Genomic DNA, 15095 nt, shown 5'->3' with positions numbered 1-15095 from the left:
TCCCACCCGCTTACGGTACGAATCATGACCGCGCCCCGGATCACCCTGCTCCCCCGCCCCCGGGCGGCAGAGGTGCTACCGGACCCCGCAGGGTCCCGCCGCCCCTGGGCCGTTGCCCTGCGCGCGACCGCGTGCGGGGCGGCGGCCGCGGGCCCCGTCATCGCCCTGGCGACCGGCTACGCGCCACCGACGCTGATCCACTTCACGGTCCTGGCGAACCTCCTGGTCGCGGGGGCCTTCGGGTGGTCGGCCGTACGCTCCTGGCGGGGCGGCCCACCACTGTCGCCGGGGCTGTCGGGCGGGGTGGTCCTGCTCGCCGCGATCACCGGGCTGATGTACCACCTGGTGCTGGTGAACCACGGCGGCTCCCCGGCGAGCGCCTCCCTCGGCGGTCCGGACACGGGGGCCGGCCGGTCCAACGCCGTGAGCCTCCTGCTCCACACGGTCACCCCACTGGCCGTCGCCGCGGACTGGCTCCTGCTGACCGCCCCCCGCACCCTGCGCCTGGCCCACATCCCCCTCTGGCTGTCCGCCCCCGCGGCCTATCTGGGCCTCACCCTGGCCCGCGGAGCCCTGCTCTCCCCCGGCGCCCCGGCCCGCTACCCGTACCCGTTCCTCGACGTCGACACGTACGGCTACTCCGGCGCCCTCGCCCAGGCCCTCGCCCTCGGCCTCCTCTTCGCCGCCCTGGGCGTCCTGATCACCACCGTGGACCACCTCCGGCCGAACGTGGCGGGGTGGTTCCAGCACCGGAGAAACCGGATTTCGCCTCCGGCCGCAGGTGGGCTAAAGTAATCGATGTCGCCGGGAGTCCGGTGGGCATCGGGGTGTAGCGCAGCTTGGCAGCGCGCTTCGTTCGGGACGAAGAGGTCGTGGGTTCAAATCCCGCCACCCCGACGCTGGTCAGAGGCCACATACGGATATCCGTATGTGGCCTCTGACGTATCTAGGGGGCCAAACAGGGGGCCAAAGGGATTTGATCAAGCCTTCGGCATGGGTGCCTTATGCCGCTCGGCAAAGATCTCGTCCATAGCCTCCGCTCCCTGCGTGATCACCGGCCGAAGCTGCTTCCTGTACACAGCCTCGGTGGTCGCCTGACTGCTGTGGCCGACCAGCATGGCGATGCGCTCCAGCGGGATGCCGTGATCGGAGAGCAGGGACACGAAACTGTGGCGAAGTTCCCGAGGCGTCCATTCGGGATCGAGCCCGGCCTTTTTCACGATGGCGCGGAAGTCGCGCCGCACGTTCGCGGCGTCCAGCGGCTCCCCGCTCCGTGTGGTGAAAACCCGGCCGTCAGGACGCCACTCAATGCCGTGCGAGGCGCGTTCCTGCTTCTGCCACCGCAGGTGTTCGACCAACACATCCACGACCTGCTTCGGAAGAGCGATCGTCCGGCGACTCTTGCGCGTCTTGGTCTCCCCGTGCCTGCGCACGGACCGCCACACGGCGACGTGCGGCGGAATGCCGTCCTCGGGGGTCAGGTACACGTGATCCCAGGTGAGCGGCCGGGCCTCCTCAGTCCGCACCCCTCCGAGCAGTGATAGCACCAGGTAGGCGTACAGGCGGCTCCCCCGCGCGGCCCCGAGCACGGCTTTCGCTTGCTCCAGGTTGAGCGCCTTACTCGGTCGGCCGGCACGCCCCTCCGGGACGGTGACCAGCAGCGCGACGTTGCGCACTGCCTTGTCTCGCCGCTGGGCGTGCTCGATGGACCGGCGGAGGATCGCCAGCACGTCCCGGAGGCTTCGCGTGGAGAGCGCCTCTACGCGGCTGGTGAGCCAGTCATCCACGGCGTCGGCACTGAGATCCTTGAGCTTGGCCTTGCCCACGAAGGGGATCAGGTGCTTGTCAGCGAGTGTGCGGTTCTTGGCCACGGTCTGGGCGTCTCGCCCCTTCAGCCCGCGCTCCAGCCAGTCGTTCACGGCGTTCTCAACGGTGTAGTTGGCGGGGGTGCGAACACCCGCTGCGACCTCCTTCTTGAGATCGCGGATCTTCTCGCGGACCTCCGTCTTGGTCTTGCCGTAGACCTTGGGTCGCAGGCGCTTGCCGTTCGGCGCATACCCCAGGGAGACCGCGCCCACATAGCGGTTCTTCGCCTGGTCCCAGTAGATGGTGTCTTCCCCGTGCCCGGCCCTGCGGGTGGGCTTGCTGGTTGCCACGTCGGCAGTTCCTTTCATGCAGCGGGCCCGCCCACGAGGGTGGACGGGCCCGCTGATCTGGTTGGTCAGCTGGATTCGCGCTTGAGGAGGTCGATGTACTCCTCGACGTACTCCGTCGGGATGCGCCGACTGCGACCAATCTGGACGGTGCGCAATCGCCCGAGTCGGATCTCCTCGTATGCGGTGGAGCGTTTGACCCCCAGGATTTCGGCGGCGACATCGACGCGGAGGAGGCGGGCGGGCGGCGAGGTGGTTGGCGTGGCCACGGGATTCTCCTCTGGGTGTGGCGGGCGGCTGCCTTCTCTGTCCTGGCAGATCCGCAACATCCGCCACGCCGCCACATCGCAGGTCAGGGGCCTGCGTTTGTGGCGGATGGCGGTCGTGTGGCGGATAGGTGCCGCCACATCCGGGGGTGTGGCGGCACCTGGTGGCGCTGGGGGTCAGCCCGCGACCGGGAGGAGCGGTGTGGCGGTTTCCGCAGGCATGTGGCGGGAGGCTGTGGCGGTATCCGCCACGGATTCACCCCCGCTGACCTGCGGTGTGGCGGACGTGGCGGATGTTGCGGACTCCTCGGGGGGCGGAGGGCAGTACCGGGTCCAGGCGTCCGTGAGGTCTTCGGCGTAGTAGCCCTTCGGGGTGCCGGAAGGGGTGCGGATGCCGCGCGGCTTGATGGGCTTGATGGCCGGGGTGACGTACTGGCCAAGAAGCTTGGCGAGCGTGCGGGAGTTCAGGGGCTTGTCGTCCAGGTCGCCCCAGGGGCCGTCGTCCATGCGGAGCAGGATTTCGAGGATGACGGCGGTGGGCACCCGGTCGGCGCCGCAGAACACCTTGTCGCGCAGGTCGGTCAGCAGCCGGACGCCCAACGATGCTTCGTCGTTGTCCTGACCGGCGTTAATCAGGTCCAGGCAGGCGGCCCGGGCTCGTGCGGGCCAGGTTCCGCCGGCCGCGTCCGCGACGGCGAGCAGCGGTTCCCACACGTCGGCGGGCCGGTCGGTGACCCCTTCGGGCATGTCGGGCCAGGCGTTGGCGACCTGGTCGCGGACGGTGTCGGCCCACTTCGCGATCCGGTCGCGCAGGGCGTGGCCCTGCTTCTCGTGGATGCGCTGGCGGTAGGGCTCGACCTTCTCGTTGGGGGCCCGCTTCCGCATCCGGATGATGACCGAGCGGGTCAGCACGGTGTCGGGGAGGGAGCCGAGCCCGGCCATGGCGACGGCGCAGTAGGAGCCGAACACCTGGGCGTTCTGGTTGGAGCCGTCCCCGACGCACCGCAGGGCCCCGCCGATCCTGCGGTATCCGGCGTTCAGGAACCCGCGCAGCGCCTCGTCCGCCCCGGCCTTGGGGCCGAAGATGGTGTCCACCTCGTCGAACAGGACCGTGGGCAGTCCCTCGGCGGAGTCGACCAGCCGGTAGAGGGCGTTCGCGGACGCGGACACCGTGCTCATGGGGCGAGGGGTGAGGAGTTCCACGATCTCCAGCGCCCGAGACTTCCCCGACCCCGGTTCCGGGGAGAGGAACGCGATGCGCGGGGTGGTCTCGAAGCAGTCGATCAGGTGGGCGTGCGCGTCCCACAGGGCGACCGCGACATAGGCGGACTCCGTGGGGAAGACATTGAACCGGCGGTGGAAGGTCTCCAGTTCATCGAGCAGGGCGGCGCCGTCGATGGGCGGTGCGGTGGGGGTGGTGTTCATGCGGCGGCGCCTTCCTGGGAGGTGCGGAGCGGACAGAGGTCGCGGTGGCGGGTGTGGTCTTCGATCAGGGCCAGGGCCTTGCGGTGGCCTGCGGCGAAGAGGTTGCGTCCGCACGCGCAGACGCTGGTCACGGTTGGCACGGCACCACGCGGGGCGGTGATGGTGAGCCAGGCGATGGGGTGGCGGCCGTCTCCGGTCTGCTGGTCAGGGCGAAGGGCAGTGGGGACGCCTTCGGCGACGACCTTCGGCGCCCCACTGTCGGATGCGGCGGGGGTCGGTTGGGCGGGGTCGGGGCTGGTGGTGGGGAGGCATTTCAGAGGGGGGTGTGGCCGGGGGTTCATGTTGTCTCCCTTGGCCGGCAGGTGCGCAGGGACCAGTTCAGGACGCTGCGCAGGGTGGCGCGGCACTGGGATGCTGGGAGTCCGGCCGCCTCGCCTGCCCTCTGAAATGCTTCTTCCACCTCGTGGCGGGTGAGGTCGCCCCATCCGACGAAGCGGGCCACCTTTCGGGCGCTTTCGAAGAGTTGGGCTTCCCGGCCGCCCTCGGCGGTGGCGGTCACGAGGGCGGCTTCCCGCTCCAGCGCGGTCTCAGCGGCTCGGTTGCCCCGCTTGGGCAGGGACAGCCGCAGGGGACCTGTGGGGCGCTCTGGGGGCTTGAGGGCGTTCAGCAGCCACGCGGGAAGAGGTGCGACCGGGGTGTCGTCGAGGACTTCGTACGTACGCCCGTTGACGGTGCTGCCGGGGGCGACGACGTAGCCGCCCCAGGCCCGGGTGTCGATCGACGGGCCGAGGGACCCGGCGGTGTTGGTGAGCCGGATTCCGGCGGGGGCGGTGAAGTAGAGGTGCTGTCCACCGCTCGCGGTCCGCACCCGGTAGGTGGCGGGCACGGCCTGGTCGGCGCGCTCGCAGAGCGCTCGAAAGGTCGTCGCGCCGTCAGGCGTGTCCGTACTGCTGTTGGGCTTGGGCAGGTCGAGATCCACCACGACCAGCCCGGACGGGCCGGTCGCAATGCCGACGTTGAATCGGCCGGCGGACCAGGCTCGGTGGATGCGGTCGGGATCGGTGGTGGCGCGCTGCTCCCACTTGCGGTGGCTGGTGGTGCAGTCGCCGGTGCGGGGGCAGGCGGTCTCGCCGTGCAGGGCGGGCGGCTTGCCGCCTGGCCGTAACGGGAACACTGCCCGGCCGCGGGCTGCGGCATCGAGCGCTGCGGAAAGCAGCGCGGGACGTGCGTTATGGGTCATGCTGGATGTCTCCAGTTCTCTTCTGTGAGCGGCTGGACGAGGGCGGCCCGCTTCATTGGTGTGAGAGGGGCCGCCCTCGGCATGTCAGAAAGGCGGTTCGTCGCTGTAGCCGTTTGCGGCCCAGGGGTCGCGTCCGGGCCGGTGATGGCGAGGGATGCGCGGGAGCCGGAGCAGGGTCCAGCGGCGGGTTTCGTCCCAGCAGGTGCAGGAGTCCCACTCGGTACCGGCGTACTCCCCTTCGTGGTCGCCGTAGTCGTAGGCGTGGCCCCCTTCGCCCTGGCACTCGGCGCAGTCGGGGCGAGGGGTGTCGGTCAGGACCAGTGCGCGTCGGTCGTTCCACCCGGTGAGCGGGCGGCGGAGTCGCAGTCGCAAGGTCGATCCTTCGGTCAGTGGTTGATGGTGCCGTTGGCCTTGCCGAACATCCCGGTCGCGGTGATGTTCTGCGTGATGTGCGTCGAACCCCGCCCGGCCCCGCCCCCGGCAGAACTGCGTCTGATGCGGAGGAGCATGGGGACGCCGATGGCTGCGGCGGCGATGAGGGCGACGGCGGCCCAGAGTGCGTTGGTCATGGCGATCAGTCCCGGGGCTGCGTAGGAGAGTCCGATGCCGGCGGCGGCGATGCCGCCGCCGATCGTCGGGGTGAGCAGGGCGGTGGTCTTGGCCCATGTAGGGATCGGCTGGGCGACGGGGATGGGCGGTGCGGGCGGGGCCTGCTGGGGGGTGTAGGCGAGGGTGCGGGCGCCGCCGGGGAGGGTGACCATCTGGACGCCGGGCAGGATCTCGGTGTGCAGCAGTCCGGGGTTCGGGGTGGGCTGCTGGGGGGTGAGGGTGGTGATCTGGTACGCGGTTTCATGCACGACGGGGCTCCTTCAGCAGCACGGGCGGCACCCGTGGTGGCGGGGTGCCGCCCGACGCGTTGTGACGGTGCGTGGTCTTAGTGGTTAGTGGCTACTGGTTACTGGCAACTGGGAAATGCCCTGCTAGAGGGCCCTGGTGGCCAGTAGAGGGGTGTTCTACTGGCTACTGGAAAGTTGCCGGTGACCAGTAGCCAGTAGCGCTGTGTGAGACGTCAGACGTGGTCGGGGTGGACGTATACGGAGTGCGGTCCGTTGTCCCGGTAGACCAGCTCGCCCCGCTCCGCCGCTGCTTTGAGCGCGGCGCGGACGGCCTGGCGGCTGCGGCGGACAAGGTCGGCGACGGCGGAGGGCTTCATGCCCGTCTGGCCCGCTGCCTTGATCGCGGTGATCGCGTCAGCCATCCACGGCGGGCCGCTCTCGTCATCGCTGTCACGGAGCGCGGAGAGGTTCAGTCCCGTCTGCGCCGCGGGGGGTTCGGGCGTGGCCGGAGGTTCGGGTGCGGTGCCGAACTGGGCGTCGATCTGCTCCATGAACGCCCGCACAGCCGCGTCCGCATCCACGGCCGGAGCCGAGTCCGATGTGGGTGGCGGGGTGCGGAGCGCGGAGAGGTTCAGCCCGCCCTCGGCATCTGCGGGCTGGTCGTCCGTGATGGTGGTGGGGGTGTGGTTGGTGTCGCGCATCCATGCGGTGCGGTCGGGGTCCCAGCGGGTTGCGTAGGCGGGTCCGGCGGCCTGGCTGCTGATGGTGTCGAGGGTGGGGTGGATGGGGGTGGTGGCGTGGACGATGTCGCGGATCTGGTTGGGGAGGATCCGCCAGACTTTGAACTGGGCCGCCCCGGATTCGGGGGTGCCCATGAACCCGGCTCCCTTGTAGGGGGCTTGGTCGGGGCGGAGTCCGCGGGTGCCGGGGAAGACCTTGGACAGGTCCATGCCTTCCACTTCCCCGCCGGTGAGGCAGACGCGGGCTTTGGCCTCGCGCCGGATCATCAGGTTCCCGAGGACGGACCCGGTGGCTCCGAGCGCGGTGAGGACGGTGCGGACGCCCATGGCGCGGAGCATCCGGATGACCTCAAGGATCTTCTTCGCGAGGTTCTTCATGCTCCGGTCGGTGCTGGTCAGGATCTCCGCGCCCTCATCGACCACGAGCATGATCTGCGGGATCTTTGCGCTGATGGGGAGCTGGTCGGTGTTCGCCTGGGCCATGAGGTCCTGGTAGGCGACCTTCCTGCGCAGCCCGACCACGAGCGCGGCGTCCAGCATCAGCAGCGCCTCTTCGTAGGTGGAGGCGAGCCAGTCGACTCCCGGGCGGACCCCGTCGACCGGGTGTCCGGTGGGGTCGAGTGCGGGGCGGACCCAGGGGAGGCCGGCGGATCCGGCGTTGAGGTCGATGACCCAAGTCAGGACGTCGGTGGCGCGGGCGAATCCGGCGAGGATGACGTGGACCATGTTCGTCTTCCCGGACCCGGTGGGGCCGACGACCAGTGCGCACTGCTCGCGCAGGAACACGCAGATCTCTTCGGCGTTGGTGCGGTAGCCCCACGGGATGCCCGTGTAGAGCGACAGCGGGGTGTAGGTGTCGGGGTAGGAGCGCTCCTCCGCGAGGACGTTGACCGTGGTCACGTCGATCAGGACCCGGCCTTGGTCGATGCCCTGGGAGGCGACGGCGGTGCAGCCGTGAGGCAGCCTCGCGTCGGCGGAGAGGGCGGCGGAGTGCTGGGCAATGCGGTCGTAGGTCGTTCCGCCGGCGGGGAGTTCGGCGTCGACGGTGAACCCGGTCCCGGTCGGCCAGATCTCCACCGCGAGGACCCGCAGCGTGATGTGACAGACCCGCTGGACCCGGTCCACCCACTCCGCGGCGATCCCCCGGCGCTCCGCACTGAGTTCGCGGGCGACCTGGCGCTCATCAGCGGCGATGGCCTCCAGCTCCCGGGCCTCTTCGTGGAGGAGGGCGGTGCGGGCGGCGGCCCCGATCCCGACGCCGATCGTGGCGAGGGACCCGAGAGCGGCCCAGGTGAGGGGGCCGCTGGTGATGGCCCAGGTGGTCCAGCCCGCGCCGACGAGCCAGGAGGCGGAGCGCAGGGCGATGGTGCGGGCGGAGAGGCGCTCGCGCAGGCTGCTGACCGTGTGGCCGATGGCCCCGGCGGCGCCGACGGTGAGGGCCCAGGCGGGGGGCATGCCGGTTGCGGCCCCGGTGGTGGCGACGGCCAGGGCGCCGGTGGTGGCGGACAGGGCGCCGGTCACGGGTCCGTGACCGGCCGCCCAGTCCCACACCGGACCACCAGCAATGTCCTTGTCCTTCTTGGCGGTGGTGGTGTTGGTGGTCATGGTCAGACGTTCCAGCCCTTCTCGGCCTCGGTCCCGTTGCGGGGGTCCTCGTGGCGGGCGATGTCCTGCTCGTGGAACTGGCGGAAGATCGGGCCCATCTCCTCGGCCACGGAGACAGCGGCCATCACGGCGCCGAAGCAGTCACGGAAGGACTCGGCGACCGCCTTCTCCAGCGGGAACTCGGCGTCCGAGCGCTCCCCGAGGATCCGCATCACGCTCGCGACCGAGGCCAACGCGTTGGGCAGCCCCTCCACCATGGTCAGGATCTCCATCGCCCCATCGGGGTCGTACTGCTGAGCAGCCGCTTCCATCTCGGCCGCGTGCTCCTCGAACCGGAAACCAGACATGTTCGCTCCCTCGATCACGGTGGTGGTGGGTGCTGCCGGCGTCGGCCCAACCGGGCGTTGCGCCTTGTCGCTGATCTCAGTGCCGTCCTCGGCCTCGGCCGCCTCCGCGTCGACGGCGGCCTCGTCCTCGTGCAGGGCGGCGATAGCGATCTCGTCACGCAGGCGGCGCTGCTCCTGGGCGGTGCGCATCAGCCGGGCGTACAGACGACGCCCGGGATACATCAGCCACGCCCAGCCGAGCTTCCGGCCGAGCGGCGTGGACACCAGCCCGACCAGCCCCAACGCCCCCGCCAACAGACCGGCGAGCAGGCGACGGCCCTGGAACCGCATCGCGGAGCGCCGCAGCGCCTTCCGCGCGGCCTTACGGGCCGGGGCCTTGCGGACCGCGTCCCGCCGGAATGCGACGGTGCCCACGGCCTTGCGGTCACGGGCCTTCCGGCTGCGCTCAACAGCGGCGCCCTTGGCGGCGCTGATCCGGCCCGCGGCTTTACCCACGGCCCGGCCCAGCGCCCCCTTCCCCTTCAGGGAACCGGTGCGGGCGGTGTCCTTCGCGGTTCGGCGGGCATCCGCGACCGAGCGCCGCGCACCGGCCGTCTCCGACCGGCGCACAGCCCGGGACGGCGAGGAAGCACGGGCGGAGTCGCGCAGCGCTTTGACCTGCCCCACACGACTCCTGGGCTTCCCCGCACTGGCCCCAGCTCCGGTCGATCCGTGCTTGGTGAGGGGCTTACGGGTGGGGGCCATACTGTTCTTCGGTCGGCTCGCCGCTCCGGATCCCAGCGCCGAAACAGCGCTGCCCCGACTGGACTTGCCCCGCCCGTGACCAGCGCTCTTACCGGTGCCGGCGGCACCGTTGCGGGCCTGGCCGGGCACTCGCCCGGAGCCGCTGCCCCGGCTGGTCGATCCGAGGCCGGTCGCGGTGCGGGATGTGCGGCTGGTGGTGGTCTTGCGGGGCTTCTTCGTGGCGCGGAGCTTGCGGGCCACGGCGACGGTGCCGAGCACAGCCGCGCTGGTCGCGGCGACCGCGAGAGCGGCCGGACCGCCCCCGACCAGCGCAGCGGCGGCAACGACCGATGTGGTGGCGTTGGTGCCGGTCACGGCGAGCGGAACGACCGGCCACCCGCCCGGCGTGTGCTCCACGGCGGGGGTGGTGGGTGCGGGCTTCTGCTCGGGTGCCGGTGTCGGTGGCGGGATGTCGGGGGTGGCCTCGGGGGCCGCTACCGGAGTGATCGTGAGGTCAGTCATGCTGTGCGCACTCCCTTGCGGAGTAGGAGGGCCCGGCCGGATCTGTGGTGGAGAGGGCCGGGCCCTGCGTTTGTGTGCGGCACGTACGTGAAGCGGGTTGCCTGCGGTCAGGAAGACGACGAGGGAGTGTCTTGGCAGGTCACACACATGCCGAGCGACCGAGGGATGCAGTACCCCGCGTCCAGGCGGCAGGTGGGGCAGGTGCGGCGGGCGAGCATCGCCGCGGCGAGCGCGGCCCGGCGGGCCGGTGTCATCGGGCGGACCGGTTTGGCCCGGTCGACGCGGTAGAGGTAGGCGACCAACGCCCCGCGCCGGCGGCGCGGGCGGTGGAGTTCGGCGACGACGTCCTGACCACCCGGCCGCAGCCCCAGCGCGCGGAGCTGACGGCGGGTCGCCAGACCATCGGGGGCAAGGCGCCACCGGTAGGTGGGCAGGGTGCTCACCGGACGCCTCCGAGCAGGACGGGCTGGATACGCCACCGGACCTCGGCGGCCGGGACCGTGGTGCCGTCGCAACAGGTGGTGTGCGGAGTCCATCCGTCTTGTGCGGCGCCCTCTGCCTCGGCGGCGATCTCAGCGGCGGTCGAGGTGGCGTGGACGCTGTGGAGTTTCCCGAAGCGGAAGAGCACGTAGACCCGCTCGGCCCGCTGGTTCTGCTTCCGGGTCGCCCGCAGCAGGGTGCGAAGGGCCTGGCGGTCCTCGGTGTCCAGCAGCACCTGGGCCCGCAGGGCATCCAGCTCGCCTTCGAGCCGCGCCGCATCCAGCCGGGACTGGGCCAGCTCGGCCCGCAGCCCGTCCGCGACGTCGTCGGCGTGGGTCAGATGGTCGAGCAGGTCGCCGCTCTGCTCCAAGCACGCGTTCGCCTCAACGCGGGCCGCCTGGGCGTCCGTCTGGGCCGTGGCGAGGTCGGTGTGCAGGGTGTTCAGGGTGCGGGTGCGGATCAGGGTGATCATGCGGTGGCTCCCTCAAGGTCCGGGGCTACAGCGGTGGGGGTGTCGCGCTGTTCCTGGTAGCGGGCGGTCACCCAGCCGGTGGACCAGCCGCACAGCTCGGCGGCCTGCCGGATGGACAGCCCGGCCTCGAACGCGGCCCGGACCGTGGCCCGCGCCCGCTCCTCGCCCTGCTTCCCCACAGCCGGTCCGGAGGACAACAGGGCCTGGCGTTCATGCTCGGCCCGTTGCTGTTCACGCATCTGCTCACGGCGCTCACGACTCTCCCGTTCCCGGGCCTCCAGCTCCCGGCGCTGGGAGGCTTCGCGTTCGAGGCGTTCACGCTCGGCCTGCTGCTGTTCACGCATCTGCTCACGGCGTTCACGGCCCTCCCGCTCGGCCCGCTCCTTCGCCTCGGCCCGATCGTGTTCCTCACGCCGCGCGGCTTCTTCCCGGGCGGTCTGTTCACGGGCGATCAGTGCTTCGTGCTCGCGCTGTTCACGGACCAACTGGGCCGAGTGCTCCCGCTCCTCACGCCGCCGCCGCTCCTGCGCTGCGCTGCGCTCGTCAGCGGCCTGCTCCCGCTCCGTACGCTCGGCTTTGAGCTGCGCTTCGCGGGCGGTGTGGGCAGCGGTGATGGCCCGCCGGTAGGCGAGACCGGTCTCCGCCGTGACGATCAGCAACAAGGGTGCGACCGCGTGGACAGCAGCCCCGACCAGGTCCTTCTTCAGCGCGCTGTCGGCCACGTTCAGGGCCAGGGTCATGAAGCCGGTCATCCACCGCAGCGCGACGGGCCACCGGCCACCATCCCCGCCCACAGCCGCCAGGACCGAGTCCAGGCGGACCACGATCACCACCGCCGCGTCCACGACGAGGGGCAGGATCGGGGCCGTCCACTCCCACCCCTTGGGGCTGTGGCGCTCCATCAGCGGGGTGACCGTGAGGATCGAGAACAGCATCGCCCCGCCCACGATCAGCCACGTCCCGACCGACAGCGCCTTCTCCGCTGAACGGATCTGAACACTGTTCATGACAGGCCCCCGTCCCGTGAACACACCCGGATCGTGGCCAGCAGGCAGACCGGGGAAGTGCCGTCGCCCGGCATCTCGGGGTACTCCGTCCACTCCCACCCGGCCCCCCTCATGAACGCGAACCCGAGGCCGGTGAGCACCCGTGAACGCTCCGCCGGAGTCGGCACGTCCACGGAGCCGAAGTCGTGCTCCGGCCACTGCGAGACCGGGACACCCATCAGGGCGACGTACAGGATCCACCTGCCGTCGCGGGTGGACATCTGCGCGGTGTGCACGCTCATGCGGCCACCGCCGTGCCCTCGTGCAGCGGCCGACGGCCGGTGGCGCGGCGGGCGCGCCGGCCGCTGGGGCGGGGCTGCTTGAGCGGGAGGGCCCGCATCAGGCTCTCCGCGTAGGCCGCGGTCTCCGGGTCGCTCTCCCGCAGCTCCGACAGGACCTCGCGGGCCACGTCCAGACGGGCCGCCCGGTCCATCACGGACTCGGTGGGCGAACCGGTGAACAGCTCCAGGTCGATACCCAGAGCCAGCTCAACGAACTCGGTCGCGGTAACGGGCTCGCGACCAGCAACGATGTTCTTCATGGGTCGTGCACTCCTTAGACGGTTGGGCGGCCCAAAGCGCCCCCGGAGTTGCCTCTCCGGGGGTGCGGCCGTATGTGGGGTGGTGGTTCAGGGGCGGGACAGGACGCCCGCCGCTGCCGCGGTCAGGGCGTCGGCCGCGGATACGGCCATCTCGCGGTGCGAGGCCAGCGCCTCGGCGCACCGGGCACCGCGCATCGCGTACACGGCACGAACAGCCGCCTCGATGTCGAGACGCAGCGTGGGAAGCAGCACGGTCAGGGCGACCTGCGGAGCGGTGAGAGCGGAGCGGGTCACATGGCTCGCCTCACGAGCCTCCACCACCCTCTCCGCAGCCGCACCGGACAGGCGCAGGTCCTCGCGGACCCACATCGCCCGGCGGTGATCCGCCAGCGCGATACTCAACTCCGCCAAAGCGGCCATGGCCCGGTCCCGCAGCGCCTGCCGACGCTGCGCCCGGACCACCAGGTACTGCTGGATGCCGACCACACCGGCACCCAACACGGTGCCGACTACCGCGACAGCGGCAACAGCGATCTCCATCGAACTCCCCCTCCCGGGGCCAGAATCTCCGGCTCCCCTCAACCCCGCCCGTACGGTCGCCGCCACAGGGGCAGTCCGGACGGGCGGAGGAGGCAACCGGCCGCAGCGGTCATGAGCACTGCGGAGTGGCTGAGCACGCGGGACGGCGTCCCGCGCTGCCGCCTGCTTGGGGCACAGGAGAGGCGGCGAATCCTTGGCACGCTGTTCAGTTCTCAAGGAACAACCAGCTCAGGGCCCGCAGCGCGCAGCCGAAGCCGCCTTCAATCGAGCGATCCTGAACCATCTAGAGCAGCCCAAAGAAGGGCCTCACTCCCCGAGCCGACCAACTTGGCTAGCCCGGTTGAGCTGCCCTTAACGTAGCCATCGTGACTAGCCATGTCAACATCTGGCTAGCCTGGCTGCCCTGATCGCGGATTTGGGGCGTAGCATCGAGGCATGACCTTCACGCCCGAACCGCTGGACCCGGACGACAGTCGTCCGCCCTACGAGCAGGTCGCGAGCAGCCTTGCCGCAGCCATTCGGACAAGGAGGCTCGCCCCCGGCGACAAGTTGCCGTCGCACAAGAACCTCACCGACCTGTACGGGTTCGCCAGGGCGACGATTCAACGCGCGCTGCGGGACCTGGAGGATGAGGGGCTGGTCGTCTCCCGCAAGGGAAGCGGTGTGTACGTCCGGAACCGAACCGAGCGGCCGGCCGGTCTGCGGCCCTACGTCGAGCAGGCTTTCGCGAGCCCGAACGTCTCAATCGACTTCGCTGGGTTCTCCAGCGAGACACTGCATGGAGCCCTACAGGAACCGATCGACAAGATCCGGGTCGGCCGACTGACACCGACCAGCATCAGCATCCGAATCCTGGTGCCGGACATGGCCGTGCCCCAGGCCGCCCCAGTGCGCCGGAGTGACGGCGCTGACGATCCCCGCCTCCGGGCCCGCATGCACGACATGATGGTCGGCTTCACCCGAAGCATCGCCAACACCGTGGGAGAACTTCAGCACCTCGGCCTGGTCCAAGAGGCCACTGTCAGCGTGCGGGTTCACAGCGGAACACAGTTCTTCAAGCTCTACGTCATCAACCAGGGAGACGCGTTCTTCGGGTACTACCCCATCCGCCCGAACAAGGTGTCCGCAGGAGGGGAAGCGATCGACATCTACGACCTGGTGGGCGCGGACGCCGCACTGTTCCACTACTCCACCAATGAAGGAGACGCGACCAGCGGCGCGCAGCAAGTCGAACAGGCCCGCCTCTGGTTCGAGAGCGTCTGGAGCACCATCGGAAGGGACTTCGACCCCTATGGCGTCTGAGAGCCTGACCGCGACCGTTGCCGCCACCAGCGGCGTGCTCTTCGACTTCGACGGGCCTGTCTGCGACGTGTTCGCTGGGCACCCGGCCCCTGGCGTCGCGCGAGAGCTGGCCGCCATCCTCGCCCAGATCGACGCGACGACTGGCGAGCGGGCCCTCGAAACGGACGACCCGATGGAAGTACTGCGATTGGCACCCCGCGTCGGCGAGGATGCCGTGCGACGAGTCGAAGAAGCCCTGACGTCGGCAGAAGTCTCGGCGGTCAAGGCCGCGGGCATCCCCGTCACGGGCGCCGTGGATTCCCTTCGTGCGGCCCATGCGTCCGGCCGAAGAGTCGCGATCGTCAGCAACAACTCGGCAGCGTGCGTGAGGGAGTTTCTGGCACTCCACGACCTCGATCGATTCGTTCACCGAGTGATCGGCCGCTACCCGAACCGCCCTGACCTCATGAAACCCTCGCCGTTCTCTCTTGAAAGAGCCGCCAAGGAACTTGGGGTCAGAGCGAGCACCTGCACTCTGATCGGTGATTCGACTACGGACATCGAGGCCGCCGCGCGAGCGGGCTCCATGGCGATCGGCTTCGCCAACAAGCCAAGCAAAGAGGCAAGTCTCGTTGCGGCTGGAGCTAGGACGATCATCACGACCATGGCCACCGTCGCTGAGGCCTTTCTGACGCCGCCCCTTGCGCGTTGACTCTCTCACTCGGGGGGCCAAACGGGGTGCCAACGCACTCAACCGAGGGCGGACGAGCATGGACACCCACGGACAAGCCGACGCCCCATCTGCCCAGCACAGGACCAAGCTGACCAGCCTGGCAGCCCCCTGAATAGCGTTCGGGACGAAGAGGTCGTGGGTTCAA

At 70.2% G+C, this 15095-nt stretch carries 18 protein-coding genes and 1 tRNA gene; 4 read left to right on the top strand and 15 right to left on the bottom strand.

What is annotated here, in order from left to right; genetic code table 11:
- The first annotated feature begins 24 nt into the window (after positions 1-24).
- Together ACZ60Q_RS09980 and ACZ60Q_RS09975 are read left to right on the top strand one after the other, a co-directional pair.
- Positions 25-795 carry a Pr6Pr family membrane protein gene (locus tag ACZ60Q_RS09980; protein WP_469630956.1) on the top strand — a complete coding sequence of 257 codons (771 nt, stop codon included), beginning with the start codon at positions 25-27 and terminating at the stop codon, positions 793-795.
- A 28-nt stretch (positions 796-823) separates the two neighbouring features.
- A tRNA-Pro gene (locus ACZ60Q_RS09975) sits at positions 824-897 on the top strand.
- Between the two features lie 83 nt (positions 898-980).
- On the opposite strand, the gene ACZ60Q_RS09970 is transcribed toward ACZ60Q_RS09975, so the two are convergent.
- From ACZ60Q_RS09970 to ACZ60Q_RS09900, 15 genes are all read right to left on the bottom strand, one after another.
- Positions 981-2156 carry a site-specific integrase gene (locus tag ACZ60Q_RS09970; protein ID WP_469630953.1) on the bottom strand — a complete coding sequence of 392 codons (1176 nt, stop codon included), beginning with the start codon at positions 2154-2156 and terminating at the stop codon, positions 981-983.
- A 65-nt stretch (positions 2157-2221) separates the two neighbouring features.
- Complete coding sequence (locus ACZ60Q_RS09965) at positions 2222-2422, bottom strand: helix-turn-helix domain-containing protein (RefSeq protein ID WP_469630950.1); 201 nt, start codon at positions 2420-2422, stop codon at positions 2222-2224.
- Positions 2423-2596: 174 nt separating this feature from the next.
- On the bottom strand, positions 2597-3844 hold the full coding sequence (locus ACZ60Q_RS09960) for a DUF3631 domain-containing protein (RefSeq protein ID WP_469630947.1): 1248 nt from the start codon (positions 3842-3844) through the stop codon (positions 2597-2599).
- Positions 3841-4185 (bottom strand): hypothetical protein, encoded by a 345-nt coding sequence (locus ACZ60Q_RS09955; RefSeq protein WP_469630945.1) that lies wholly within the window; start codon positions 4183-4185, stop codon positions 3841-3843. The genes ACZ60Q_RS09960 and ACZ60Q_RS09955 overlap by 4 nt, the downstream gene beginning before the upstream one ends.
- Positions 4182-5084 (bottom strand): bifunctional DNA primase/polymerase, encoded by a 903-nt coding sequence (locus tag ACZ60Q_RS09950; protein ID WP_469630942.1) that lies wholly within the window; start codon positions 5082-5084, stop codon positions 4182-4184. The genes ACZ60Q_RS09955 and ACZ60Q_RS09950 overlap by 4 nt, the downstream gene beginning before the upstream one ends.
- Positions 5085-5168: 84 nt before the next feature.
- Positions 5169-5450 carry a hypothetical protein gene (locus ACZ60Q_RS09945; RefSeq protein ID WP_469631315.1) on the bottom strand — a complete coding sequence of 94 codons (282 nt, stop codon included), beginning with the start codon at positions 5448-5450 and terminating at the stop codon, positions 5169-5171.
- Positions 5451-5470: 20 nt separating this feature from the next.
- The gene (locus ACZ60Q_RS09940; protein WP_469630939.1) at positions 5471-5941 is read right to left on the bottom strand and encodes a hypothetical protein; all 471 of its coding nucleotides are present in this window, start codon (positions 5939-5941) and stop codon (positions 5471-5473) included.
- 212 nt (positions 5942-6153) lie between these two features.
- Positions 6154-8265, bottom strand: coding sequence for a hypothetical protein (locus ACZ60Q_RS09935; protein ID WP_469630936.1), 2112 nt, complete (start codon positions 8263-8265; stop codon positions 6154-6156).
- Positions 8266-8267: 2 nt separating this feature from the next.
- Positions 8268-9857 (bottom strand): hypothetical protein, encoded by a 1590-nt coding sequence (locus ACZ60Q_RS09930; protein WP_469630933.1) that lies wholly within the window; start codon positions 9855-9857, stop codon positions 8268-8270.
- A 107-nt stretch (positions 9858-9964) separates the two neighbouring features.
- Positions 9965-10300 carry an RRQRL motif-containing zinc-binding protein gene (locus ACZ60Q_RS09925; protein WP_469630930.1) on the bottom strand — a complete coding sequence of 112 codons (336 nt, stop codon included), beginning with the start codon at positions 10298-10300 and terminating at the stop codon, positions 9965-9967.
- On the bottom strand, positions 10297-10809 hold the full coding sequence (locus tag ACZ60Q_RS09920; protein ID WP_469630929.1) for a hypothetical protein: 513 nt from the start codon (positions 10807-10809) through the stop codon (positions 10297-10299). Before ACZ60Q_RS09920 ends, ACZ60Q_RS09925 begins: the two co-directional genes overlap by 4 nt.
- Positions 10806-11816 (bottom strand): DUF2637 domain-containing protein, encoded by a 1011-nt coding sequence (locus ACZ60Q_RS09915; RefSeq protein ID WP_469630926.1) that lies wholly within the window; start codon positions 11814-11816, stop codon positions 10806-10808. The genes ACZ60Q_RS09920 and ACZ60Q_RS09915 overlap by 4 nt, the downstream gene beginning before the upstream one ends.
- The gene (locus ACZ60Q_RS09910; protein WP_469630923.1) at positions 11813-12097 is read right to left on the bottom strand and encodes a DUF6303 family protein; all 285 of its coding nucleotides are present in this window, start codon (positions 12095-12097) and stop codon (positions 11813-11815) included. Before ACZ60Q_RS09910 ends, ACZ60Q_RS09915 begins: the two co-directional genes overlap by 4 nt.
- Entirely contained in the window at positions 12094-12396 is a 303-nt protein-coding gene (locus ACZ60Q_RS09905) for a hypothetical protein (RefSeq protein WP_469630920.1), read from the bottom strand. The genes ACZ60Q_RS09910 and ACZ60Q_RS09905 overlap by 4 nt, the downstream gene beginning before the upstream one ends.
- An 87-nt stretch (positions 12397-12483) precedes the next feature.
- The gene (locus ACZ60Q_RS09900) at positions 12484-12936 is read right to left on the bottom strand and encodes a protein kilB (protein WP_469630917.1); all 453 of its coding nucleotides are present in this window, start codon (positions 12934-12936) and stop codon (positions 12484-12486) included.
- 435 nt (positions 12937-13371) lie between these two features.
- Here ACZ60Q_RS09900 and ACZ60Q_RS09895 point away from each other — a divergent pair, with 435 nt between their 5' ends.
- Both ACZ60Q_RS09895 and ACZ60Q_RS09890 read left to right on the top strand, forming a co-directional pair.
- On the top strand, positions 13372-14238 hold the full coding sequence (locus tag ACZ60Q_RS09895) for a GntR family transcriptional regulator (RefSeq protein WP_469630915.1): 867 nt from the start codon (positions 13372-13374) through the stop codon (positions 14236-14238).
- The gene (locus ACZ60Q_RS09890; RefSeq protein WP_469630912.1) at positions 14228-14929 is read left to right on the top strand and encodes an HAD family hydrolase; all 702 of its coding nucleotides are present in this window, start codon (positions 14228-14230) and stop codon (positions 14927-14929) included. Before ACZ60Q_RS09895 ends, ACZ60Q_RS09890 begins: the two co-directional genes overlap by 11 nt.
- Positions 14930-15095: the final 166 nt, after the last annotated feature.

This window comes from Streptomyces sp. NPDC104313, assembly GCF_055583985.1.
Note: the sequence above shows the minus strand (reverse complement) of the source record. Positions and strands in the feature narration are given on the sequence as shown.